25 protein-coding genes are annotated in these 22678 nt (G+C 67.3%); 8 read left to right on the top strand and 17 right to left on the bottom strand.

Annotation, left to right across the window (positions count from 1 at the left end):
* Positions 1–83: 83 nt before the first annotated feature.
* Complete coding sequence (fusA, locus tag ACFWF2_RS27800) at positions 84–2168, bottom strand: elongation factor G (RefSeq protein WP_379310401.1); 2085 nt, start codon at positions 2166–2168, stop codon at positions 84–86.
* A 332-nt stretch (positions 2169–2500) separates the two neighbouring features.
* On the opposite strand from fusA (ACFWF2_RS27800), the gene ACFWF2_RS27795 reads away from it, so the two are divergent.
* Positions 2501–2929, top strand: coding sequence for a PPOX class F420-dependent oxidoreductase (locus tag ACFWF2_RS27795; protein WP_379310400.1), 429 nt, complete (start codon positions 2501–2503; stop codon positions 2927–2929).
* A gap of 73 nt (positions 2930–3002) precedes the next feature.
* Positions 3003–3350, top strand: coding sequence for a nitroreductase/quinone reductase family protein (locus ACFWF2_RS27790; protein WP_379310399.1), 348 nt, complete (start codon positions 3003–3005; stop codon positions 3348–3350).
* On the opposite strand, the gene ACFWF2_RS27785 is transcribed toward ACFWF2_RS27790, so the two are convergent.
* From ACFWF2_RS27785 to hppD, 11 genes are all read right to left on the bottom strand, one after another.
* A complete protein-coding gene (locus ACFWF2_RS27785; protein WP_379310397.1) occupies positions 3351–4169 on the bottom strand; it encodes an alpha/beta fold hydrolase in 819 nt (272 codons plus the stop codon).
* Between the two features lie 77 nt (positions 4170–4246).
* The gene (locus ACFWF2_RS27780; protein ID WP_379310396.1) at positions 4247–4615 is read right to left on the bottom strand and encodes a hypothetical protein; all 369 of its coding nucleotides are present in this window, start codon (positions 4613–4615) and stop codon (positions 4247–4249) included.
* The gene (locus ACFWF2_RS27775) at positions 4612–5076 is read right to left on the bottom strand and encodes a hypothetical protein (RefSeq protein WP_379310395.1); all 465 of its coding nucleotides are present in this window, start codon (positions 5074–5076) and stop codon (positions 4612–4614) included. Before ACFWF2_RS27775 ends, ACFWF2_RS27780 begins: the two co-directional genes overlap by 4 nt.
* Before the next feature lie 96 nt (positions 5077–5172).
* Positions 5173–5487, bottom strand: coding sequence for a DUF4365 domain-containing protein (locus ACFWF2_RS27770; RefSeq protein ID WP_379310394.1), 315 nt, complete (start codon positions 5485–5487; stop codon positions 5173–5175).
* A gap of 108 nt (positions 5488–5595) precedes the next feature.
* A complete protein-coding gene (tuf, locus tag ACFWF2_RS27765; RefSeq protein WP_379310393.1) occupies positions 5596–6786 on the bottom strand; it encodes an elongation factor Tu in 1191 nt (396 codons plus the stop codon).
* Positions 6787–6900: 114 nt separating this feature from the next.
* Complete coding sequence (gene fusA, locus ACFWF2_RS27760; protein WP_379310392.1) at positions 6901–9003, bottom strand: elongation factor G; 2103 nt, start codon at positions 9001–9003, stop codon at positions 6901–6903.
* A gap of 150 nt (positions 9004–9153) precedes the next feature.
* Positions 9154–9624, bottom strand: coding sequence for a 30S ribosomal protein S7 (rpsG, locus tag ACFWF2_RS27755; RefSeq protein ID WP_019049358.1), 471 nt, complete (start codon positions 9622–9624; stop codon positions 9154–9156).
* 1 nt (position 9625) lies between these two features.
* Positions 9626–10000, bottom strand: a complete 375-nt coding sequence (gene rpsL, locus ACFWF2_RS27750; RefSeq protein ID WP_019049359.1) for a 30S ribosomal protein S12 — start codon at positions 9998–10000, stop codon at positions 9626–9628.
* Between the two features lie 273 nt (positions 10001–10273).
* Positions 10274–10828 carry a DUF3558 domain-containing protein gene (locus ACFWF2_RS27745; protein WP_379310391.1) on the bottom strand — a complete coding sequence of 185 codons (555 nt, stop codon included), beginning with the start codon at positions 10826–10828 and terminating at the stop codon, positions 10274–10276.
* Positions 10825–11352 carry a DUF3558 domain-containing protein gene (locus ACFWF2_RS27740; RefSeq protein ID WP_379310390.1) on the bottom strand — a complete coding sequence of 176 codons (528 nt, stop codon included), beginning with the start codon at positions 11350–11352 and terminating at the stop codon, positions 10825–10827. Before ACFWF2_RS27740 ends, ACFWF2_RS27745 begins: the two co-directional genes overlap by 4 nt.
* 31 nt (positions 11353–11383) lie before the next feature.
* On the bottom strand, positions 11384–12529 hold the full coding sequence (hppD, locus tag ACFWF2_RS27735; RefSeq protein WP_379310389.1) for a 4-hydroxyphenylpyruvate dioxygenase: 1146 nt from the start codon (positions 12527–12529) through the stop codon (positions 11384–11386).
* 140 nt (positions 12530–12669) lie between these two features.
* Here hppD and ACFWF2_RS27730 point away from each other — a divergent pair, with 140 nt between their 5' ends.
* The gene (locus tag ACFWF2_RS27730; RefSeq protein WP_379310388.1) at positions 12670–13185 is read left to right on the top strand and encodes an Lrp/AsnC family transcriptional regulator; all 516 of its coding nucleotides are present in this window, start codon (positions 12670–12672) and stop codon (positions 13183–13185) included.
* A gap of 46 nt (positions 13186–13231) precedes the next feature.
* Here ACFWF2_RS27730 and ACFWF2_RS27725 read toward each other — a convergent pair whose 3' ends face one another.
* The 3 genes from ACFWF2_RS27725 to ACFWF2_RS27715 all read right to left on the bottom strand — a co-directional run bounded on the left by ACFWF2_RS27725 (position 13232) and on the right by ACFWF2_RS27715 (position 17143).
* Complete coding sequence (locus tag ACFWF2_RS27725) at positions 13232–14344, bottom strand: winged helix DNA-binding domain-containing protein (protein ID WP_379310387.1); 1113 nt, start codon at positions 14342–14344, stop codon at positions 13232–13234.
* Between the two features lie 142 nt (positions 14345–14486).
* Complete coding sequence (locus tag ACFWF2_RS27720) at positions 14487–15461, bottom strand: NADPH:quinone oxidoreductase family protein (RefSeq protein WP_379310386.1); 975 nt, start codon at positions 15459–15461, stop codon at positions 14487–14489.
* 26 nt (positions 15462–15487) lie between these two features.
* Entirely contained in the window at positions 15488–17143 is a 1656-nt protein-coding gene (locus ACFWF2_RS27715; RefSeq protein WP_379310385.1) for a protein kinase, read from the bottom strand.
* Positions 17144–17332: 189 nt separating this feature from the next.
* On the opposite strand from ACFWF2_RS27715, the gene ACFWF2_RS27710 reads away from it, so the two are divergent.
* Positions 17333–18106 (top strand): acyl-[acyl-carrier-protein] thioesterase, encoded by a 774-nt coding sequence (locus tag ACFWF2_RS27710; RefSeq protein WP_379310384.1) that lies wholly within the window; start codon positions 17333–17335, stop codon positions 18104–18106.
* 31 nt (positions 18107–18137) lie between these two features.
* Here the strand turns inward: ACFWF2_RS27710 and ACFWF2_RS27705 are convergent, their stop codons facing one another.
* Positions 18138–19805 (bottom strand): FAD-dependent oxidoreductase, encoded by a 1668-nt coding sequence (locus tag ACFWF2_RS27705; protein ID WP_379310383.1) that lies wholly within the window; start codon positions 19803–19805, stop codon positions 18138–18140.
* A gap of 156 nt (positions 19806–19961) precedes the next feature.
* Between ACFWF2_RS27705 and ACFWF2_RS27700 the strand changes: the two genes are divergently transcribed.
* A complete protein-coding gene (locus ACFWF2_RS27700; RefSeq protein ID WP_379310382.1) occupies positions 19962–20453 on the top strand; it encodes a SixA phosphatase family protein in 492 nt (163 codons plus the stop codon).
* Between the two features lie 11 nt (positions 20454–20464).
* On the opposite strand, the gene ACFWF2_RS27695 is transcribed toward ACFWF2_RS27700, so the two are convergent.
* On the bottom strand, positions 20465–20668 hold the full coding sequence (locus tag ACFWF2_RS27695) for a hypothetical protein (RefSeq protein WP_379310381.1): 204 nt from the start codon (positions 20666–20668) through the stop codon (positions 20465–20467).
* Between the two features lie 48 nt (positions 20669–20716).
* On the opposite strand from ACFWF2_RS27695, the gene ACFWF2_RS27690 reads away from it, so the two are divergent.
* The 3 genes from ACFWF2_RS27690 to ACFWF2_RS27680 all read left to right on the top strand — a co-directional run bounded on the left by ACFWF2_RS27690 (position 20717) and on the right by ACFWF2_RS27680 (position 22651).
* Positions 20717–21085 (top strand): VOC family protein, encoded by a 369-nt coding sequence (locus ACFWF2_RS27690; RefSeq protein WP_379310380.1) that lies wholly within the window; start codon positions 20717–20719, stop codon positions 21083–21085.
* 88 nt (positions 21086–21173) lie between these two features.
* Entirely contained in the window at positions 21174–21638 is a 465-nt protein-coding gene (locus tag ACFWF2_RS27685) for a MerR family transcriptional regulator (protein WP_379310379.1), read from the top strand.
* A complete protein-coding gene (locus ACFWF2_RS27680; protein WP_379310378.1) occupies positions 21635–22651 on the top strand; it encodes an aldo/keto reductase in 1017 nt (338 codons plus the stop codon). The genes ACFWF2_RS27685 and ACFWF2_RS27680 overlap by 4 nt, the downstream gene beginning before the upstream one ends.
* The last annotated feature ends 27 nt before the right edge of the window (positions 22652–22678 follow it).

Below are 22678 nucleotides of genomic sequence, written 5' to 3'. Positions count from 1 at the left end.
GGAGAAGGAGATCTCCTTCGACCTGCTGGTCGAGGCGATCGAGTCGGCGCTCCTCATCGCCTACCACCGGACCGAGGGCCTGTTCAGCCGCCGGCGATGATCGACTCCGCGACCGCCGGTGGGACCGGCGCGTAGGAGTCGAACACCATGGAGTAGTTCGCCCGGCCCCGGGTCTTCGAGCGAAGATCACCGATGTAGCCGAACATCTCCTGGAGTGGGGTCAGGGCCCGCACGACGTGGGCGCCGCCCCGCTGGGTGAGGTCGGTGACGCGGCCGCGGCGGGCGTTCAGGTCACCGATCACCTCGCCGACGTACTCCTCGGGAGTGACGACCTCGACGGCCATCAGCGGTTCGAGGAGCACCGGTTTCGCCAACGCGGCGGCGGCTCGCACCGCTGCCGCGCCTGCCATCCGGAACGCGAGATCCGACGAATCCTGCACGTGGGCGGCGCCGTCGAGCAGCGTCACCTTCACGTTCACCAGGGGGAAGCCGGCCAGCGCGCCGACGCGCAGCGCGTCCTGCGCGCCCGCGTCGACCGCGGGGATGTACTCCCGCGGTACGCGCCCACCCGCGACCCGGCTCTCGAATTCGTAGACCGTGCCGTCTTCGGCCACGTGCGGCTCCAGCGCGATCACCACCTTGGCGAACTGCCCGCGCCCACCCACCTGCTTGCGATGGGTGTACTCGAACAGATCCACCGCGGTGGTGACGGTTTCGCGATAGGCCACCCGTGGTGCGCCGATCTCGGCCTCGACCCGGAACTCCCGCTTCATCCGGTCGACCAGGATCTCCAGATGCAGTTCGCCCATGCCGCCGACGACCGTCTGGCCGGTCTCGGTGTCGACGTGCACGGTGAACGTCGGATCCTCCTCGGCCAGGCGAGCCAGGGCGACGCCGAGCTTGTCCTGATCCGCGCGGGTCCGCGGTTCGATCGAGACGGCGAGGACGGGGTCGGGGAAGGTCATCGACTCCAGCACGATCGGCGCGTTCCGATCGCACAGGGTGTCGCCGGTGCCCGTCTCCTTCAGACCGATCACGGCACAGATCTGACCGGCCTGCACCCGATCGACGGCGATCTCGGTGCTCGAATGCATCTGGAACAGCTTGCCCAGGCGCTCCTTTCGTCCATTCGTCGAATTCAGTACGGCCGCACCGGGTTCGATGCGGCCCGAGTAGACCCGCAGGTACACGAGCTTGCCGAAGAACGGATGCAGCGCGACCTTGAACGCCAGGGCCGCGAACGGCTCGGCGAGATCGGGCGCGCGCTCGATGTTCTCCCCTTCCGGTGAGAAGCCGTGCACCGCGACCACATCCAGCGGCGAAGGCAGGTAGTCGACCACCGCGTCCAGCAGCGGCTGCACGCCGATGTTGGCCAGCGCCGAACCGCACAGGACGGGGTAGGCGCGCGCGTCGACCGTCATCGTGCGGATGGCGGCCTTGAGCTCGTCGACCGGGATCGCCGCGCCGGAGAGGTAGCGCTCCAGCACCGCCTCGTCGGCCTCGGCGACGGCGGCCACCAGCGCCTCGCGGTGCTGTTCGGCCTTGACGCGCAGGTCGTCCGGGATCTCGACGACCTCGAAACGCGCACCGCGGTCGGTGTCGCCACGCCACACCTTCGCCCTCATCTCGACCAGGTCGACGATGCCGTCGAACTCGCCCTCCGCACCGATCGGCAGCTGAATCACCAACGGCCGCACGCCGAGCCGCTCCGCGATGGTCCGCACGGTGAAGGCGAAATCCGCACCGAGCTTGTCCATCTTGTTGACGAAGCAGATCCGTGGCACGCCGTACCTGTCGGCTTGGCGCCACACCTGTTCCGACTGCGGCTCGACGCCCTCCTTGGCATCGAACACGGCGACCGCGCCGTCGAGTACCCGCAGCGATCGCTCCACCTCGACGGTGAAGTCGACGTGGCCGGGGGTGTCGAGGATGGTGATCTCGTGCTCGTTCCACCGGCAGGTGGTGGCCGCGGCGGCGATGGTGATGCCGTGCTCGCGCTCCTGGATCATCCGGTCCATGGCGGCGGTCCCGTCGTGGACCTCGCCGAGGGTACGGGTGACGCCGGTGTAGAACAGCACCCGCTCGGTGGTGGTGGTCTTGCCCGCGTCGATGTGGGCGGCGATGCCGATATTGCGCATGCGGGCGAGGTCGGCGCGTGGTCTGGTCATGGGAATCCCCCAGTGGGTCAACTAGTTCGGTCGAAGAGTCGACGCTCGCCAGTTGTGCGTTCCACCGGACGGCACGGGCGTCGGATTACGCGGCGCCACACCGGCGCCCGAAGACCCGAGGTGAACTAGTGCCGCGAATGCGGACGTGCCGTAACCATGGGTCCAGTTCTACGCGGTCGGCTGCCCGGCTGTCGACGGGATTTCCGCCGGCGCGTGTTCGGGAACTCGAGCCGGGCATAAATCCGCCGCGACCACGGTTCGTCACAACGAGGGCCCGGCTGTGGTGGCCCATCCGGCGAGTCAGGCACCGTGCACCCAGAGGAGACCCACCGATGACAGCAGAGTTCGACCCGCGAGAGCTGCTCGCGACGGCCAAGCTCGGCGTACTGGCCACGATCAAAGCGGACGGACGTCCGCAACTGTCCCCGGTCACCCAGTACTACGACCGTGATGCCGGGATCATCTATGTCTCGATGACCGAAGGCCGGGCCAAGACGGCCAACCTCCGGCGGGATCCGCGGGCCGCCTTCGAGGTCACCGCGCCCGACGGCTGGTCCTGGGCCACGGCCGAGGGCAGCGTCACCCTCACCGGTCCCGGCACCGACCCGAACGGTCCTGAGGTGGAGGCTCTTGTCGCCTACTACCGTGCCGCCGCCGGTGAGCACCCGGATTGGAACGAGTACCGGGAGGTCATGGTTTCGGACCGCCGGGTGCTGATGGCGTTGAGCGTCGAACACGTCTACGGCGCCAAGATTCGCTGATCGCGCGGAAATCGACACGCTCGCTACCGTGGGCGGCACGTGCTAGTTCTTCACCACCAGGCAGGAGAGGCCGTTGAGTCAGGAATCGTTGTTGCGTCGGGGCTTGAGCGGGTTCAACGCCGGAGTGGTCGCGTTGACCGAGGCGCCGGTCGTCGGGAAGCTCCTCGGTGGGTCCTTCGCTCAGGTCAGCTACGTCGGCCGCCGCTCGGGGCGCACCTTCAGCACGCCGGTCAACTACCGCCGTTCCGGTGACGAGTACGTCATCGGGGTGATGATGCCGGACAAGAAGAAGTGGTGGCGCAATTTCCTCGGCGAGGGCGCGCCGGTCACCCTGCGTATCGGTGGTGTGGATCAGTCTGGCCACGCGGTGAGCCAACGCGACGACCGCGGTCGCGTCACCGTTCGCGTCCGGCCTGCCTGATCAAGCCCCCTCCAGGAATGCGGTGACGTCGGGCGCGAAACGCTGGTGCTTGATGGCGCCGAGGTGCGTGGTGTCGGGATAGATCACGAGGCGAGCGCCGGGGATGCCGTCGGCGGTGTGGCGGAAGGTGTCGACGGAGTAGTACTCGTCCCGATCACCGCCGACGACCAGGGTCGGGGCCGTGATGTCGGCGAGCCTGCCGTCCAGATCGAACGCGTCCTCGGCGCGCACGAACGCGAGGGTGTCGGCCGGATTCTTCGGCCGCACCAGCGGATCGGCCAGCCATCCGACGGCACCGACCAGCCGCGCCTTGACCGGTGACTCGATCCCCTGGGTCACCAGATGGTGCAGCGCCCGCTTCCGCGCTGCCGCGGCCGTCGCGTACTTCATCTGCGACTCCCGCGCCGCGTCCTCGAGCCGATACCCCGACGAGGCGACCACCAGCCTGCGCACCACCGCCGGATGATCCGCGGCCAGCTGCAACGCCAGCGACCCACCGGACGAGATCCCCAGTACATCGACCGGTTCGCCGAACTCGGCCCGCAACGCCTCAGCGTGCTCCCGCGCGATATCGGCCATCGTCGTCCCCACCGCCATCCCCGGCGCGCGATTCACCGCATACACCCGGAAATGCCTGGCCAACGGCGCCATCGTCTTGATCTCACTGGCCCGCATCCACCCACGCGGATTGTCGTGATCGGGCGTGAACCACCGCAAGAACACCAACGGCCGCCCCGAACCGAACGCCAGATACGGCATCCCGTGTTCGAGGGTCCCCTCCGAGACGTCCAACTCCTGTTCGAGCGCAGCTCTACCCACGACGTCTCCGATCCCTTCGAATGCGTTACCGCCCCCAAGCTACCGAGCCCACCGACAAACCACGATGACCTCGGAAGTCATGAAATCTCTACCGCCGACTGAGCATTCGCAATCCACCCCACGCGAATCTGCTCCGCGCGGACCCGCGCAAGCCGAAGTCCCACATTGTCACCGACCGACGCGCTTGGCTCACCGTCTCCGCGCCAGCACAGGAACTCCACCCGCACTACCCGCGCAGTGATCGACTGGCCGTCTCCCGATAGCTCGATGATGTCACCGCCATGAACCTCACCCCGTTCGACTCGACCGATGATGACCACACGACGGTTGATGGTGACCACATCCTCGATCGGCATTCGAAACGGGCCACTGTCCGAGGCGGGCGTCAACAAGCGAAACAAGTCACTCGCGGAGGTTGGCACCGACAAGCTCGGATCGTCACTCATCGTGACGGCTCCCGCCACTGTGCGCTGCTGTCAGCGCAGACGTGAATCCATCGAAGCTCGTCTTTCGACACAATGGATCTACCACCGATGATCGGCATCGTGTCCAAGATGGCGCCAACCTCCAGATCGCCTGCAAGCGGCAGGAATTCGGCAAGCCCTTCGAAACCAGGAACATGCACCAAATCGCTCACCTTCCGGACACCCATCCGCGCCGCCCGTTGTGCCCCCGTCACCACTTCGGGGTCGAATACGATTGGTTCCCAGTCGAAGTCACTGTGCAGCAAGGAAGCCAGCGGGTCACCGAGAACCTGGCGAAATACGATCTGCTCGCCGTATTCGTTCATGAAATACGCGAGATAGTCGGTTGTATCGAACTGAACGCCGGCTAAAGCGGTCAGCGCGTTGCGGAGGTGGCTTCGCTCGGCAATCGACTTCCGCAGTGCCTCGACAACCGTGACCACAGTGAGTTCATCGAGAACCGAATCAGCGGAGACAAAGATGCTCCTGATCGGGATCTTGTCGATCTTCGCCTTTCTCAGCTGCTCCGATGCATGCCCTCAGTAGAGCCGCTCAAGATCGGGGTCGTACACCACACAGACCACAGGGACGTTCGTTCCCGTCCAAGACTTGGTGTGGCTGCCGACTCGCACTCGGTAGTCACGTGCGGACCGATACGAGGTCCCGCCCTTAACCTGCAGCGCAATCGTTTCGCCAGTGTGGTGTCCATCTTCAACGAACGTGACCAAAAGGTCCTCGCCGAAATCGTTTCGCCCGTCGATCCGGTGGACGATGTGCCCGGCACGCTGGAACAACGCTGTTACGCGATTCAGCGCTTCATCCTCGATGAACCTGTTCGGATGTATCCGAGCCACGACTCCCCCTCAACCGACGACCCGTCCCGAGAATGTACCCGGAAACGCCGAACGGCGCCGCTCCCGGGGGAGCGACGCCGTTGCGGTGTCAGCAGTGGGTCTACAGACTCACTTGACGATCTTCGTGACGCGACCGGCGCCGACGGTGCGGCCACCCTCACGGATCGCGAAACGCAGGCCCTCGTCCATGGCGACCGGCTGGATCAGCTTGACGGACATCTCGGTGTTGTCACCGGGCATGACCATCTCGGTGCCCTCGGGGAGGGTCACAACGCCCGTCACGTCAGTCGTACGGAAGTAGAACTGCGGACGGTAGTTGTTGAAGAACGGGGTGTGGCGGCCACCCTCGTCCTTCGACAGGATGTACGCCTGGCCCTCGAACTCCGTGTGCGGAGTGGTGGTGCCCGGCTTCACGACGACCTGGCCACGCTCGACATCTTCGCGCTTGATGCCACGAACCAGCAGACCGACGTTGTCGCCGGCCTGGCCCTGGTCGAGCAGCTTGCGGAACATCTCGATACCGGTGACGGTGGTCTTGGTGCTCTTCTCGCGGATGCCGACGATCTCGACTTCCTCGTTCACGTTCACGATGCCGCGCTCGACACGACCGGTGACGACGGTGCCACGACCGGTGATCGTGAAGACGTCCTCGACCGGCATCAGGAACGGGAGCTCGGTCTCGCGGACCGGGTCCGGGATCGACTCGTCGACGGCGTTCATGAGCTCGACGATGGCCTCAGCCCACTTCTCGTCGCCCTCGAGCGCCTTCAGACCGGAGACACGCACGACCGGCGCGTCCTCGTCGAACTCCTGCGAGGCCAGCAGCTCGCGGACCTCCATCTCGACGAGCTCGAGGATTTCCTCGTCGTCGACCATGTCGGACTTGTTCAGCGCGACCAGGATGTAGGGCACGCCGACCTGGCGGGCGAGCAGCACGTGCTCACGGGTCTGCGGCATCGGGCCGTCGGTGGCGGCCACGACCAGGATCGCGCCGTCCATCTGGGCGGCACCGGTGATCATGTTCTTGATGTAGTCGGCGTGACCGGGGGCGTCGACGTGCGCGTAGTGGCGCTTCTCGGTCTGGTACTCGACGTGGGAGATGTTGATCGTGATACCACGAGCCTTCTCCTCCGGCGCCTTGTCGATCTGATCGAACGCGAACGCGTCGTTCAGATCCGGGTACTTGTCAGCCAGCACCTTGGTGATCGCCGCAGTCAGCGTGGTCTTGCCGTGGTCGACGTGACCGATGGTGCCGATGTTGACGTGGGGCTTCGTCCGCTCGAACTTCGCCTTCGCCACTGTTGTCCTCCTGGACTAGTTAGTGCGTGCTTTTTTGCAGCAGTGCGGTTATTAAGGGGGGTCGTGCTGACGCCCGGTTGCCGGGGCCAAGCGTACTTGGCCCCGGCAAGCGAATTACTCGCCGGTCGCCTTGGCGATGATCTCCTTGGACACGTTGGCCGGAACCTCCGCGTACTGGGCGAACACCATGGAGTAGTTCGCGCGACCCTGGGTCTTCGACCGAAGGTCACCGATGTAGCCGAACATCTCCGAGAGCGGAACCAGCGCCTTGACGACACGGGCACCACTGCGTTCCTCCATGGCCTGAATCTGGCCACGGCGGGAGTTGAGGTCGCCGATCACGTCGCCCATGTAGTCCTCGGGCGTGATGACCTCGACCGCCATGAGCGGCTCGAGGATCACCGGACCGGCCTTGCGGGCCGCTTCCTTGAGGGCCTGCGAGCCCGCGATCTTGAACGCCATTTCCGACGAGTCGACGTCGTGGTACGCGCCGTCGAGCAGGGTGACCTTCAGGTTCACCAGCGGGTAGCCGGCGAGCACGCCGTACTGCATGGCGTCCTGGGCACCCGCGTCGACCGACGGGATGTACTCACGGGGCACGCGACCGCCGGAGACCTTGTTCTCGAACTCGTAGTGCGCACCGTCTTCGCCGACGAAGGGCTCGACCGCGATGATGACCTTCGCGAACTGGCCGGAGCCACCCGTCTGCTTCTTGTGCGTGAACTCGAGCTTCTCGACCGGCTTGGTGATCGTCTCACGGTAGGCCACCTGCGGCTTACCGACGTTCGCCTCGACCTTGAACTCGCGCTTCATGCGGTCGACGAGGATGTCGAGGTGGAGCTCGCCCATGCCACCGATGACGGTCTGGCCGGTCTCGGCGTCCAGCTTGACCGAGAACGTCGGGTCTTCGCGCGCCAGCTTCTGGATCGCGGTGCCGAGCTTCTCCTGGTCGGACTTGGTCTTGGGCTCGATCGAGACCTCGATGACCGGGTCCGGGAACGTCATCGACTCGAGGACGACCTGGTTCTGCGGGTCCGAGAGGGTGTCACCGGTGGTGGTGTCCTTCAGACCGATCACGGCGTAGATGTGGCCTGCCGAGGCGGTGGTGACCGGGTTCTCCTTGTTGGAGTGCATCTGGAACAGCTTGCCCAGGCGCTCCTTCTTGCCCTTGGTCGAGTTGACGACCTGCGAGCCGGAGTCGACCTTGCCCGAGTACACGCGGACGTAGGTGAGCTCACCGAAGAACGGGTGCACCGCGATCTTGAACGCCAGCGCCGCGAACGGCTCGTCGACGTTCGGCTTGCGGGTGACGAGCTCTTCTTCCTTGCCCGGGATGTGGCCGGTGGTGGCCTCGACATCCAGCGGGGACGGCAGGTAGTCGATGACCGCGTCGAGCATGGGCTGCACGCCCTTGTTCTTGAACGCGGAACCACACAGCACCGGGTACAGCTCGGAGTTGACCGTCATCTTGCGGATGGCGCCCTTGATCTCCTCGATCGAGAGCTCCTCACCGCCGAAGAACTTCTCGAGCAGCGACTCGTCGGACTCGGCGACGGTCTCGAGCAGCTCCTGACGGTACTGCTCGGCCTTGTCCTTGAGGTCGGCCGGGATCTCGACGACCTCGTACTCTTCGCCGAGCTTGGTCTCGCCCTTCCAGACCTTGGCGTTGTTCTCGACCAGGTCGACGATGCCCTCGAAGTCGTTCTCCGCGCCGATCGGCAGCTGGATGACCAGCGGCTTGGCACCGAGACGGTCCTTGATGGTCTGCACCGTGAAGTAGAAGTCGGCGCCGAGCTTGTCCATCTTGTTCACGAAGCAGATACGCGGCACGTCGTACTTGTCGGCCTGACGCCACACCTGCTCGGACTGCGGCTCGACACCCTCTTTGCCGTCGAACACGGCGACAGCACCATCGAGCACGCGCAGCGAACGCTCCACCTCGACGGTGAAGTCGACGTGCCCGGGGGTGTCGATGATGTTGATCTGGTTGTCTTTCCAGAAACAGGTGGTAGCGGCGGAGGTGATGGTGATACCACGCTCCTGCTCCTGCTCCATCCAGTCCATCGTGGCAGCGCCGTCGTGGACCTCACCGATCTTGTACGTGATACCGGTGTAGAAGAGGATGCGTTCGGTAGTGGTGGTCTTGCCCGCATCGATGTGGGCCATGATGCCGATGTTGCGGACCTTGTTCAGGTCGGTGAGCACGTCCTGTGCCACGGAAATCTTCCCCGCTCGTTAGCTAGTTGGAATTCTCGGGAACGACCCTGGTTCGGGTCGTCACAATGTCAACGCCGGGGGCGGCACCGAAGTGCCGCGTCCCGACTGAAAGCCTTCCGGCGCCGACACTAGCGACGGGCCGGGCGGCAATCACCAGCGGTAGTGCGCGAAGGCCCGGTTCGACTCGGCCATCTTGTGGGTGTCCTCGCGACGCTTCACCGAAGCGCCGAGGCCGTTGCTGGCGTCGAGGAGCTCGTTGGCGAGACGCTCGACCATGGTCTTCTCGCGACGGGCGCGGGAGTAGCTGACCAGCCAGCGCAGGGCCAGGGTGTTGGCGCGGCCCGGACGGACCTCGACCGGCACCTGGTAGGTGGCGCCACCGACGCGGCGGGGCTTCACCTCGAGGGCGGGCTTGACGTTGTCCAGCGCACGCTTGAGGGTGACGACCGGATCGGTGCCGGTCTTCTCACGCGCCTGCTCGAGAGCACCGTAGACGATGCGCTCGGCGGTGGACTTCTTACCGTCCAGCAGGATCTTGTTGACCAGCTGAGTGACCAGCGGCGACCCGTAGACCGGGTCGTTGATCAGCGGACGCTTGGGTGCGGGGCCCTTGCGTGGCATATCAGCTCTTCTCCTTCTTGGCGCCGTAGCGGCTGCGGGCCTGCTTGCGGTTCTTCACACCCTGGGTGTCCAGCGAGCCACGGATGATCTTGTAGCGGACACCGGGGAGGTCCTTCACACGACCGCCACGGACGAGCACCATCGAGTGCTCCTGCAGGTTGTGGCCCTCGCCGGGGATGTACGCCGTGACCTCGACTGCGCTGGTCAGGCGAACACGCGCGACCTTACGGAGCGCGGAGTTCGGCTTCTTGGGGGTGGTGGTGTACACGCGAGTGCACACGCCACGACGCTGCGGGCTCCCCTTCAGGGCCGCAGTCTTGGTCTTGGAGACCTTGTCGCGGCGACCCTTGCGGACCAGCTGGTTGATGGTTGGCATAGACCGGCTTTCCTTATTGGTAATTGCGGCTGTCGGAACACATGTCTTCAGTTCATCGAGCTTTCACTCGCACGTCCGACCGTGTTTCCGTTAACCCGCGGTCGGGCGTGTCGCGCGCAGCTCAGGGCCCTTTTTCTGGGCACGCTGGAACGTTCCGGCCGCTTTCGCTGGCCTACGTTCACGCACGAACTTGCCCGTAGCAATCCGGGCACAGGGATCCACGATACCCGCGTGCCCGAATCCGGGTCAAAGCGGGGTGGCCCGTCAAGGCTTCTACCGGGCCAGATCCAAGGTCAGCTCCACCAATTTCTGGGCGGCGGCGCACGGATCCGGGTGTGCCGAACCCGGCTTGTAGTTGATCCACCAGCCGACGACCCCGACATCGGCGGCCGGGGCGGTGACACCGCAGGAGTCGTTGTCGCCCGGCCTGCGCACCTGTAGCGCCCTGCGGCCCTGCACGGTGATGTCGCCGGTGAGATAGCCCAACTTGTCGTTGGTGGCCTTCTCGTTGTTCAGCGTACCCATCTCGTACCAGTTCAGGGTGGCCATGGCCCCGCCGCCGGGGGCGTCCTCGATCTCCCACATGCAGACGGCGCCGGAGAACGAGTCCTGGACGAAGCTGGCGTTGCCGACGATCTCGCCGATCTTGTCGCTGGCCACCACGTCGCACTCGCGCAGCAGTTTGTCGAAGTCGGTGTTGATCGCCTCACCACCGCCACCGCCGCCGAGCGGCTGCGCGTTGCCCTGGACCTTCTCGGCACAGCCGGCCAGCCCGGCGGTGAGCAACAGCGCGGCCGTCGCGGCGACCGCGACCCGGCGCGCGCTCATTCGAGCCGTCCCACGGTCAGCTCGGCCAGTTTCCTGGTCCGGTCGCACGGGTTGCCGCCGGTCGCGAACAGGCCGGTGGACATGGACCACTCGAAGAAGTCGTCGTCGAGCTGGACGGCGAGATCGCAGACGGTGCCCTCGGGGTCGAGCGCCTGGAAACCAGGGCGGCCACCCACGTCGATGGTCTGCGGATTGCGGCCGACGTTGGACACCCACGCCTTCTCCCGTTCGATCGGGCTGCCCCGATACGAGGCGAAGGTGACGCTCGGCGAACTCAACCCCGCGGCCTGCCAGTTGCATCCGGTCGCGTTCTTGTACACGCGCGAGATCTGGCCGAGGCCAGCGAGATTGCGGACCTCGTCGTCGGTGACGTGTCCGCATTCACCGACGAACGGCCCCAGCGAGGCGACCTTCGGTGGTGGCCGGTTCGGGCCGGTCGGCGTATCGGAGTCGCCCCCCGATCCGCACGACGTCAGCATGACGACCAGGGCCATGCCGGTGATGATCGCCGAGGGGATCCGCATGCCATGAACTCTAATGGCTGCGGCACCCGGCTCACAGGTTGCCGCGAGCCTCCTGTTCGCGTTCGATGGCCTGGAAGAGGGCCTTGAAGTTGCCTTTTCCGAAGCCGAGTGAGCCGTGTCGCTCGATGAGTTCGAAGAAGACGGTCGGGCGGTCGGCGAGCGGGCGGGTGAAGATCTGCAGGAGGTAGCCGTCCTCGTCGCGGTCGACCAGGATGCCACGGCGCTGCAACTCCCCCACCGGGACTCGCACATGGCCGATCCTGGCGCGCAGTTCGGAATCCTCGTAGTAGGTGTCGGGGGTCTGCAGGAATTCGACGCCTTCGGCGCGCAGCGCGTCGACCGTGGCGAGGATGTCGCCGGTGGCAAGGGCGATGTGCTGGACGCCGGGGCCGCGATAGAACTCGAGGTACTCGTCGATCTGAGAACGCTTGCGGCCCACCGCCGGTTCGTTGAGCGGGAACTTGACCCGGTGGTTGCCGTTGGCGACGACCTTGCTCATCAGCGCGGAGTATTCGGTGGCGATGTCGTCGCCGACGAACTCGGCCATGTTCGTGAATCCCATGACGTTGCGGTAGAAGTCGACCCAGCGGTCCATCATGCCGAGTTCCACATTGCCGACCACGTGGTCGATCGCCTGGAAGAGCCGGGCGGTGCGCCGCTGATGGGTGGACGTGCGCGCGATATAGCCCGGCAGGTACGGCCCGTAGTACCCGGACCGGTCGACCAGTGTGTGCCTGGTCTCGCCATAGGTGGCCAGCGCCGCGGAGCGAACCGTGCCGAATTCGTCGCTCTGGTCGTGCGGTTCGACCAGGATCCGTGCGCCGTGGTCGCGTGCCCACGCGATGCAGCGGTCGACATCGGGCACCTCGAGCGCGATGTCGACGATGCCGTCGCCGTGCCGGTCGTGATGGGCGACGAGCGGACTGTCGGGATCGACCGCGCCCTGCACGACGAACCGCGCTCCCCCGCTGCGCAACACGAACGACTTGTGGTCGCGATTGCCGGTCTCGGGACCGGAGTACGCCTCCAGCCGCATCCCGAACGCCGACTGCAGGAAGTGCGCGCTCTGGGTCGCGTTGCCGACGACCCACACCAGCGCGTCCCACCCGATCACCGGAAACGGATCGATGCTGTCGTCGTGCTCGATCAGCCCGACGAGCTGCTGCTCAATGGTCATGACCTAGGAAATCCCGTTCCGGGCGAGCTGGGCAACTACTACATCGGAGTCTGAACAGGCTGACACAAGAAGCTACCTATCGCGGCCCGATGGTGGACAATTTGAATAGCACCTGACCGCGCAGACACGGAGGCCTTTCGATGCGTACGCCGGCGAAACTGGACGAACTCGATCTCGCGATCCTCACCGCGATGCACCAGTTCCAGAAGGCCGGGATCCTCGAGTTGTCGCGGCGCACGAAGGTCGCGCGGGCGACCGTGCAGGCCAGGATCAACCGGATGGAGGAGTCGGGGGTGATCGCCTCCTACGATCCGCAGATCGACGTGACCGCCGCCGGATTCGACGTGCAGGCCTTCGTGACGCTGGAGATCGCGCAGGGTGCGCTGGACACCGTCAGCGCCGAACTCGAAGCCATCCCCGGCGTGCTGGAGGCCTACGCGACCACCGGCTCCGGCGACGTGCTGTGCCGGCTCGGCGCCGACTCGCACGCAGGGCTGCAATCGGTGCTGCTCAGCATCGACCGGACCAGCTCGGTGGTGCGCTCACACAGCGTGATCGTGCTGTCGACGGTGATCGCGCGGCGCACCATGCCGCTACTGCGCACCCTGACCCCGGCGGGCACCGCGAAGGCGCCCGCCTACCGCGAGCCGCGTTGAGCAGTTGACCGATCTCGACGAACTTTGATCAGCCCGAGTCGATGGGTCAGGGGCGGAGGTCGGTGCCTGGGTCGAGGATTTCCACCTGCGGTTCGGCGTCCGGTTCGAGGAACGAAAGCAGCGCGTGCGCCTCCGTAACGACCTCGGCGGACTCCGCTTTTGTCCAGGTGCGCAGCGGGCTGATGCGGAGCCGGGCGGTGCCGGACTTGACGAAGATCTTGTACATGCCTGCCAGGAAACCGTCGATGAGCACGGGCGAGACGGAGGTTGCGAAGGCGCGCAGCGGGGGTGCGGAGTCGTCGCCGAGGATGCGGGTGCGGTCCTGGTGGGACAGCAGCGCGTTGTCGTACCAGCCGAGCAGGCGGACCGGGGCGGGCAGATCGGGGTCGGCGAGGTCGAGGTCGGCGGCGTCGTAGAGGGTCCGGCCGCGCTCGTCGGTGTAGGTGCGGACCCGGTCGCCCAGGTCGGTGACGGCCTGCTTCATCGCGGGCAGGCGCGACCAGGCCTGCATATCCATCGTGCTCGCCGGTCCGAACGCGCGCAGATAGCGCAGGATCAGTTCGGCCACCGGGTAGCTCGGGTCCAGCGGCGCACCGAGCCACGGTTCCACCCGCGACCAGACCGGTCGGCTGTTGTCGCGCCAGCGGCCGCGCGGCGGTGTCTGCAGGACGGGCAGTTGATACAGCCAGGCCTGCACGACCGCGCCCGCGTCGCGATCGGGGTAGATCCTGGCCGCTTCGACGCGCATCGTGGCGGTAGCCATCGGCTCGTCACCGAGAACGGCTTCGCCGTGCGCGCGCACCTCGTCGGGGTCGAGACCGACGGTCGCCCCGTAGTTGAAGCCTTTGCGGAACGGCGTCTTCTCCAGCTCCGGCTGGATGTGCGGCGCGATCCGCAGTGCGTCGGGCGGGGTGACGAGGTGAATGGTGCCGCGCATCAGGGTGATTCGCACCAGCGAGCGGTCTTCCAGGCCCGTCGACACCGTCGCCGGATCGAAGGCGGCGATACGGCTCCACAGTCCGACGAAGGGCGGCGGAACGTCCTGGGCTTGCAGGCCGACGAGGTGGTCGCACATCTGCGGGGTCGTCAGCGCCGACCGCTCGAGCAGGTGCTGACGCGCGAGCAGCGTCCGGTTCAGCACCCGATTCGACAGCTGCATGTGACTCCTCCAACTCCCCGGTGACGAGCTGGACGATACCGGCCGACTACGACACACTCCGGCTCCGAGCAGCGAGCATCGGGCGCACCGCGCAGCGTCACTCGCAGCGTCGCGACCGAATCGGCCGACCGTCGCGCCGAACTCAGCGCAGCTGCACGACCACCTTGCCGGTCGCCGTCCGGTTGTCCAGCGCCGCAACGGCTTCGGCGGTTTTCTCCAGCGGATACAGGACCGGCTCGGGGGCGGGGATGGCGCCGGAGGCGAGCAGGGGTTCGACCTCGGCCCACTGTTCGGCGAGGTAGGTGGGGTGGCTCATCACCCATTCGCCCCAGGCCGCGCCGACGACCTCGACGTTCTTGAGCAGCAGGCGGTTCACCTTCACGGTCGGGATCTCGCCGGCGGTGAAACCGACGACCAGCAGTCGGCCGCCACCGGCCAGGCAGCGGATGCTGTCGGTGAAGCGGTCGCCACCCACCGGGTCGAGCACGATGTCGACGCCGCGGCCGTCGGTGAGCTCCTTCACCGCGGCGAGCCAGCCTTCGGTCAGCACCACATCGGTCGCGCCGTTGGCCTTGGCCACCTGGGCCTTCGCCTCGGTGCTGACCACCGCGATCACCCGGCCCGCGCCGAGCGCCCTCGCCATCCGCAGGGTGGAGGTGCCGATACCGCCCGCGGCGCCGTGCACCAGCACGGTCTCACCCTCGGTGATCCGGCCGCGCTTGGTCAGGCAGAAGTGGACGGTGAGGTCGTTGAACAGGATGCCCGCGCCCGCTTCGAGCGAGACGTTGCCGGGCAGCTTGAACACGGCGTGCTCGGGCGAGACCGCCACCTCGGCGACACCGTTGCCCAGCATGGTCAGCGCGGCGACACGGTCGCCGGGACGCAGCGACGAACCCTCCGGCGCCGCGCGCACGACACCGGCCACCTCGCCGCCGACGACGAACGGCAGGCCCGGCTTCATCTGGTAGAGCCCGCGCGTCATCAGCACATCGGGGAAGGCGATACCCGCAGCGTGCACGTCGATCAGCACCCCGCCGGGATAGGCCACCGGCTCGGGTAGGTCGACGATCTCGATCGCCGACGGACCGTCCAACTTGCCGACCTGGGCTGCGCGCATGATCGAACGATATCCCGGCGAACCGGTCAGCGATGGGCGAATTCCGTGACCTGCTCGCTGGCCAGCACCGACCCGCCCTTGGTGATCGTCAGGCCTGCCGGAGTGAGCTGATATTGCGTCCCGTCGGTCGGGTTGGTCGCGGTGAAACCGCCGCCGCCGGTGGACACCGGGTCGTCGAGTTCGATGCCGAGACCGTCGCTGGCCCGTGCGCCCTTGTAGTAGAAGCGGTTGTCGCCGGTGTGGCAGATGATCACCCGCGAACCGGTGGTGCGCGCGATGGTCATCGCGGCGTCGTTGTCGTTGCAGCGTGGGCTGCCGTTCAGGAAGCCCTGACCGTCGGCGCCGGAGACGCTCGACTGCAGCGGCGGCACGGTCGTCCTGGTCGGTGAGGGCGGTGCGGTGACGACCCGGGTGGTCGGCACGGTCTGGCTGACCGTCTCGATCTGCGGCGGCGGCGGGATGACGGCGCCGGTCGTCGTGTTCGGCGGATCGGCGACGGACTTCTTGCCGTCGCCGACGCCAAGCATCACCCACACCGCGACGCCGACCGCGGCGACCACGATCAGCGCGCCGAGCGCACCGGCGAGGATCGGCGTCGACGAATTGCGTTGCGGTGGCAGCGGTAGCGGCGCGGACGGGTGGGTGTGCCCGCCGACGCGGGTGGGCTGCGGGCCTGCCGTCCGGTAGCCCGGCGGCGGGGTCCACTGCTGGTGCGGAGCGGCGGGCGTGACCACGACCTGCGGGCCCGACACCGTGGGCGGTGGCGGCTCGCCGGTGTCCCACGACCGCGGCGCGGGGACCACGGTCGCCGCCGCCACCTGTGGTCCGGGCGCCGTGCTCGGCGCCGATCGCTCGGCCTGCACGAGAGCCGCGCGGGCGGCGCGAGCCAGGTCGCCGGGGGTGGCGTAACGCTGCTGCGGACGCTTGGCCATGCCGCGATCGATCACGGGGTCGAAGAAGGCAAGTCCGGGGTCGACGGCGCTGGGCCGGGGCGGCGGCGCCATCTGATGTGAGCCGATCGCGCCCGCGAGACTGTTCACCGGGTACGGAACCCGGCCGACCAGGCTTTCGTAGAGCACGCAGGTGAGAGCGTAGGTGTCCACGGCCGCCGTCATCGGCTGGTCCTCGAACCGCTCCGGCGCCATGTACGCCATCGAGCCGACGGCGCTGCCGGTGCTGGTGAGCTGCGGGTCCGAGTCCGCGTGCGCGATACCGAAATCCACCAGGTAGGCGAACATGTTGCCGGTGAGCAGGATGTTGGCGGGCTTCACGTCGCGGTGGACGAGGCCGATCTCGTGCGCGGCGTCGAGTGCGGCGGCGATCTGCTCCACCACCTGCACCGCCTCACCGGGCGTCAGCCTGCCGTGCTGCTGCAGGCGGTCCTTGAGATCGCTGCCCTTGACCAGACGCATGTCGATATAGAGGACACCGTCGACCTCACCCCAGTCGTGCACCGGAATGACGTGCGGTTCCTGCACACTCGCCATCGCGTGCGATTCCCGCCGGAAGCGCTGCACATAGACGGGATCCCTGGCCAGTTCGCGGTTGAGCACCTTGACGGCGACAGTGCGATTCTTGGAGGTGTCGTAGGCCTCGTAGACCTCCCCCATACCGCCGACTCCGAGGAGCCTGCGCATTTCATAGCGCCCGAACATCGAGCCCGCCATTGCCCCGCCGGCCATCCCAGCAGGCTACCGGGCGCGGGTTGCTCCTGTCATGTACGACAACGGGGCCGGCGCTCCCGCTGTGACCGCCACCTGGTACCGATAGTCCCGGCTCAGCGTGAGGGTGTGATCTGCGACCCGTAAAGTCGTCTGCAGAACTACGCAAGAAGTCGCGGCACACCCCGGTGCGCCGTGCAAGGAGCACACGTGTCACTCGATCAGCCACTGGCCCCGCTTCCCCAGGAGGGCATGGGTTTCGCCGCGGCGTGGCCCGTCCGGGCTGGCGACGTGGATCCCTATCAGCGGCTACGCCTCGACGCGGTGGCGCGCTATCTGCAGGACATCTCCTGGGACGAACTCCAGCAGACGGCATTGCATCGCACCGACCCCACCTGGATCGTGCGCCGCACCGTCATCGACGTCATCCGGCCGGTCACCTGGCCCGATCAGGTTCGCCTGACCCGCTGGTGCTCGAGCATGTCGACCCGCTGGACGAACATGCGCACCCGGATCACCAGCGACGGCGGCGGCCTGATCGAGACCGAGGGCTTCTGGATCAACCTCAGCGAATCGAGCAACCTGCCCGCCCGGATCAGCGACGAAGGCCTTGCCTACCTGGCCCGATCCACCGACGAGCACCGGCTGCGGTGGCGGCCCTACCTCACCGATCCGGCGCCGCGCGAGTCCGACACCGATCTGCCCTTCCCGGTGCGCGCGACCGATATCGACCAGTACAACCACGTCAACCACACCTGCTACTGGCAGGCCGTCGAGCAGTTCCTGGTCGACTACCCGAAGCTGGTCGCCGGACCGCATCGCGCGGTGATCGAGTACGTGGCGCCGGTGCTGGCCCGCGAGCACATCACCGTGCGCGGCCGGTACGAGCCGGGCGACCGAACCGGTCAGCAGGTGCTGCGGCTGTGGTTCGTCGTCGGCGGCACGACCACCACCGTCGTGCGGATCATGCCGCTGCCGGAATAGCCCCGGCCCGTTTCCGAGCCGGGGCCATCCGCTAGCCCTTCGCCGCTTTGAGCAGGTCGGCGCGGGTGGTGAACTTGACGCGCGGCCTGCCTGCCGCCTTGCCGGCGGACTTCTCGGCCTGGTCGATGGTCTTCCAGCCCTTGCGGTCGACCAGCTCCGGCTGACGCTCGGCCAGCAGCGCCTGCAGCGCGGCCCTGTCACCGGTCGGCGCGGTGAGCTTGCCCGCGATGAAGTCGGCGATCACGGCTTCCACGGTCTCCTCGGCGTCGACCCGGTTGGAACCGATCACGCCGCGCGGCCCGCGCTTGATCCAGCCGGACACGTACACGCCAGGCACCGGCTCGGTCGCGTCGATGACCCGGCCGTGCTCGCTGGGCACGATGCCGCGCCGCTCGTCGAACGGCAGGCCGGCGACGGGCACACCGCGGTAGCCGATCGAGCGCAGCACCAGTCCGGTGCCGAGCGTCTCGGTGCGGTCGGTGGCGGTGGCCACCAATTGCCCGTTCTCCTCGGTCAATTCGTTGTGCGCGAATTCGATCGAGGTGGCCCGGTCGTCGCCGTGCACCGCGGTCGGGGTCGTCAGGTAGCGGAAGGCGATCCGCTTGTGCGACGGGTCGTGCTGCACGGTCGAGTACTCCTGCGCGAGCTGATACTTCAGCCGCAGCGACGGCTCGATGTTCGGGTCGTCGAGGATGGCGCGGCTGTGCGGGTCCAGCTCCATGTCGGCCGGGTCGACCACGACGTCGACGCCCTTGAGATGCGTCAGCGCCAGGAACTCCGGCGTGCTGTAGGCCGCCTGCAGCGGGCCGCGCCTGCCGAGGATCACCACTTCGCGGATATTGCTGCGGCGCAACGCGTCCAGCGCGTGGTCGGCGATGTCGGTCTTGGCGAGCTCGTCCGGGTCGACGGTGAGCACGCGGGCGACATCGAGCGCGACGTTGCCGTTGCCGACGATCACCGCGCGCTCGCCGGACAGGTCGAACTCGCGGTCGGCGAAGTCGGGGTGGCCGTTGTACCAGGCGACGAACTCGGTGGCCGAGTGGCTGCCGGGCAGATCCTCGCCGAGCACGCCGAGCTTGCGATCGCTGGACGCGCCGACGGCGTAGATCACCGCGTGGTGGTGGTCGAGCAGCTCCTGGTGATCGATGTGCTCACCCACCTCGACGTTGAGGTAGTACTGCAGCGTCTCGCGGCGGAAGGCCGACTCGAACATGTTCGCCACGCCCTTGGTGCCCGCGTGGTCGGGTGCGACACCCGCGCGCACCAGACCCCACGGGGTCGGCAGGCGGTCGAACATCTCGACCTCGGCATCGCTGCGCCGGAGCAGTTCGTCGGCGGCGTAGCAGGCGGCCGGGCCCGCGCCGACGATCGCGACGCGCAGGGTTCCCAGATCCTTGGGCGGACGCGTCGGCGTCGCCAGCGGATCGAAGTTCGACTCCAGCGGGTGGCGCTGGAAGTAGGCGGCGTTGATCTCGCGATACCTGGCCAGCGAGGCGAGCAGGTCGTCCTCGGAGAAGATGGCGTCCACCGGGCAGGCGTCGACACAGGCGCCGCAGTCGATGCAGGTGTCGGGGTCGATGTACAGCATCTCCGCCGTGGCGAACTCCGGCTGATCCGGAGTCGGGCGAATGCAGTCGACCGGGCACTCGGTGACGCAGCTGGCGTCGTTGCAACAACGCTGCGTGATGACGTAGGCCATAGGTGCAGATCCTCGAAATATGTGGTCGGTGGCTCGAGACGTCGTCCGCGACGGGCCCGCGGCGGGTGTGCCACGAACACATCTACGGTGACGTAGCTTTCAGTGTGCCTCGAGTGTGACCGCGACCTCACCCGCGGTCGGCATTACGGTGGTTCCATGGCGGCGACCCTCATCCTGATGCGGCACGGAAAATCGGCCTATCCCGAGGGCGTCGGCGATCACGCGCGCCCGCTCGCCCCGCGCGGACAGCGGGAAGCGGCGCTGGCGGGCGAGTGGCTGCGCGCCACCCAGCCGCCCATCGATGCGGTCCGCTGCTCGACCGCGACGCGCACCAGGCAGACCTTCGCCGCCACCGGCATCGCCGCGCCGGTGGAGTACACCGACGACATCTACGAGGCCAGCCCGCACACCCTGATCGAGCTGATCCAGCTCACCGACGACGCGATCGAGACCCTGCTCGTCGTCGGGCACGTGCCCGGAATCCCGTGGACCGCCTGGGAACTGGCGGCCAACCGCGAGTCCGATCAGGCGACCGAACTCAGTCGCAAGTTCCCGACCTCGGCGCTGGCCGTGCTCGAGTTCGACCGCCCGTGGGCACAGCTGGACCCCGGTTCGGGAGAACTGACGCATTTCCATGTCCCACGCTGAATCCGGGCAGGCTACTCGAGGAGCTTGCCGCCGACGACGATGCCGATCCCGAGTAGCGCGAGCAGGACGAGGGCGACGAAGCCGTTCGTCAGCGCCCACACCACGCCGAGCACCAAGACCACCGGGGCCACCGCGATCGCGGTGATCACGGGGCTCTCTTTGACCGTCTCCCAGGCCGAGCGGGCTCTGATCCGGTCGATGTCCTTACCAGCCATGTGATCCACACTACGTTTCTGTCGGTCTTCGGTGCCATGCTGAACGGCATGGATTGGAAAATCGAGCTCGTTGCCATCCCGGTCACCGATGTCGATCGGGCCAAGGACTTCTACACCAGTATCGGCTTCAACGCCGATCACGACCACACCCCGAGCCCGGACATCCGCTTCGTCCAGCTCACCCCGCCGGGTTCCGGCTGCTCGATCTGCATCGGCCGCGGTGTGACCAGCGCCGCCCCCGGCAGCGTCGAGGGCATGCAGATGGTCGTGCCCAGCGCGCAGCAGGCCTACGACCAGCTCGTCGCCGCGGGTGTGGAGGCCACGCCGGTCCAGGACATGGGGTGGGGCCTGTTCACCTTCTTCGCCGATCCCGACGGCAACCGATGGGCCGTCCAGGAGCTGCCGAAGTACAACTGAGTTCGTTCGTCCCGCGAGAATAAGTCTTGCTTGGAGTGCACTCCAGGTGGATAGCGTCGGTGGGGTTCCACGGGAAGGGACGAGCACGATGGATCAGGACGCGGCCCTGCGCACCAACAGCGGGGACGACGAGCGGGAGCGCCCGAAATACTCGATCGGCGAGGCCGCCGCGCGATCGGGTCTCAGTCGCGACACCCTGCGCTGGTACGAGCGGATCGGGCTGATGAGCTACATCGGCCGCGACCACTCCGGCAACCGCCGCTTCAGCGATCGCGACCTGGAGTGGCTGGTGCTGATCGGCCGGTTGCGGCTGACCGGCATGCCGGTCGCCGACATGATCCGCTACGCCGAACTGGTGCGGGCAGGCGAACAGACCTACCCCGAGCGGCTGGCGATGTTCCGGCAGACCAGGTCCGACGTGCTCGACAAGATCGCGGAACTACAGCAGACCGTGGCCGTCCTCGACTACAAGATCGCCATCTACGAAGGCCGATCCGAGATCGACCGGCCGGCCACGCTCACCGCGCACACGAGCGAAGGAACCGACACATGAGCACCACCGCGATACTGCCGACCGTCACCCTCGGCGCCGACGGCCCGCTGGTCGGCACGCAGGGCCTCGGCTGCATGGGTATCAGCGAGTTCTACGGCGACAGCGACCTGACCGAATCGCGGGCCACCCTGGATCACGCGCTGGAACTCGGCGTCACCCTGTTCGACACCGCCGATGTCTACGGCTCGGGCCACAACGAGGAATTCCTCGCCGGCTTCGTCCGGGCCAACCGCGAGAACCTGGTGATCGCCACCAAGTTCGGCATCGTCCGCAAGGCCGACGACCCGGCCTTCCGCGGCTTCGACAACTCCCCCGCCTACATCCGCGCCTCCGTCGACGCCAGCCTGCGCAGGCTCGGCATCGACACCATCGACCTGTACTACATGCACCGCCGCGACCCGGCCGTGCCGATCGAGGACACCGTTGGCACGCTGGCCGAACTGGTGGCGGCGGGCAAGGTGCGCGCGCTCGGCCTGTCCGAGGTGACCGGCGACGAACTGCGCGCGGCGCACGCGGTGCACCCGATCGCGGCGCTGCAGTCGGAGTGGTCGCTGTTCTCCCGCGACGTGGAGCGCACCGCGGTCCCCGCCGCGGCCGAACTCGGCGTTGCCTTCGTGCCGTACTCGCCGCTGGGCCGCGGCTTCCTCACCGGCGCGTTCCGCACGGCGAACGACTTGAGCGACAAGGATTTCCGCCAGTTCCAGCCGCGGTTCACCGGCGACAACGCCGAGCACAACGCCGACCTGCTGGCCCCGCTGGCCGCGATCGCCGCGGCACACGGGATCACCCAGGCCCAGGCCGCCCTGGCCTGGGTGCACGCCCGCGCCGAGGTGCACGGTCTCACGGTGGTGCCGATCCCCGGCACGCGCAAGCGCAGCAGGCTGGCCGAGAACGTCGCGACGGCCACGGTGCGGCTCACCGCCGGGGAACTCGCGACGCTCGAGCCGATCGCCGGTCAGGTGGCGGGCAACCGGTACGCCGACATGTCCTTCACCTCCGCGGGCCGGGAGTAGCCGTCGGCGCGCCGCGGTCCGACAGGC

This window comes from Nocardia sp. NPDC060259, from assembly GCF_042728775.1.
GTDB lineage: Bacteria > Actinomycetota > Actinomycetes > Mycobacteriales > Mycobacteriaceae > Nocardia.
This window is presented reverse-complemented; position numbering and strand designations above follow the sequence as displayed.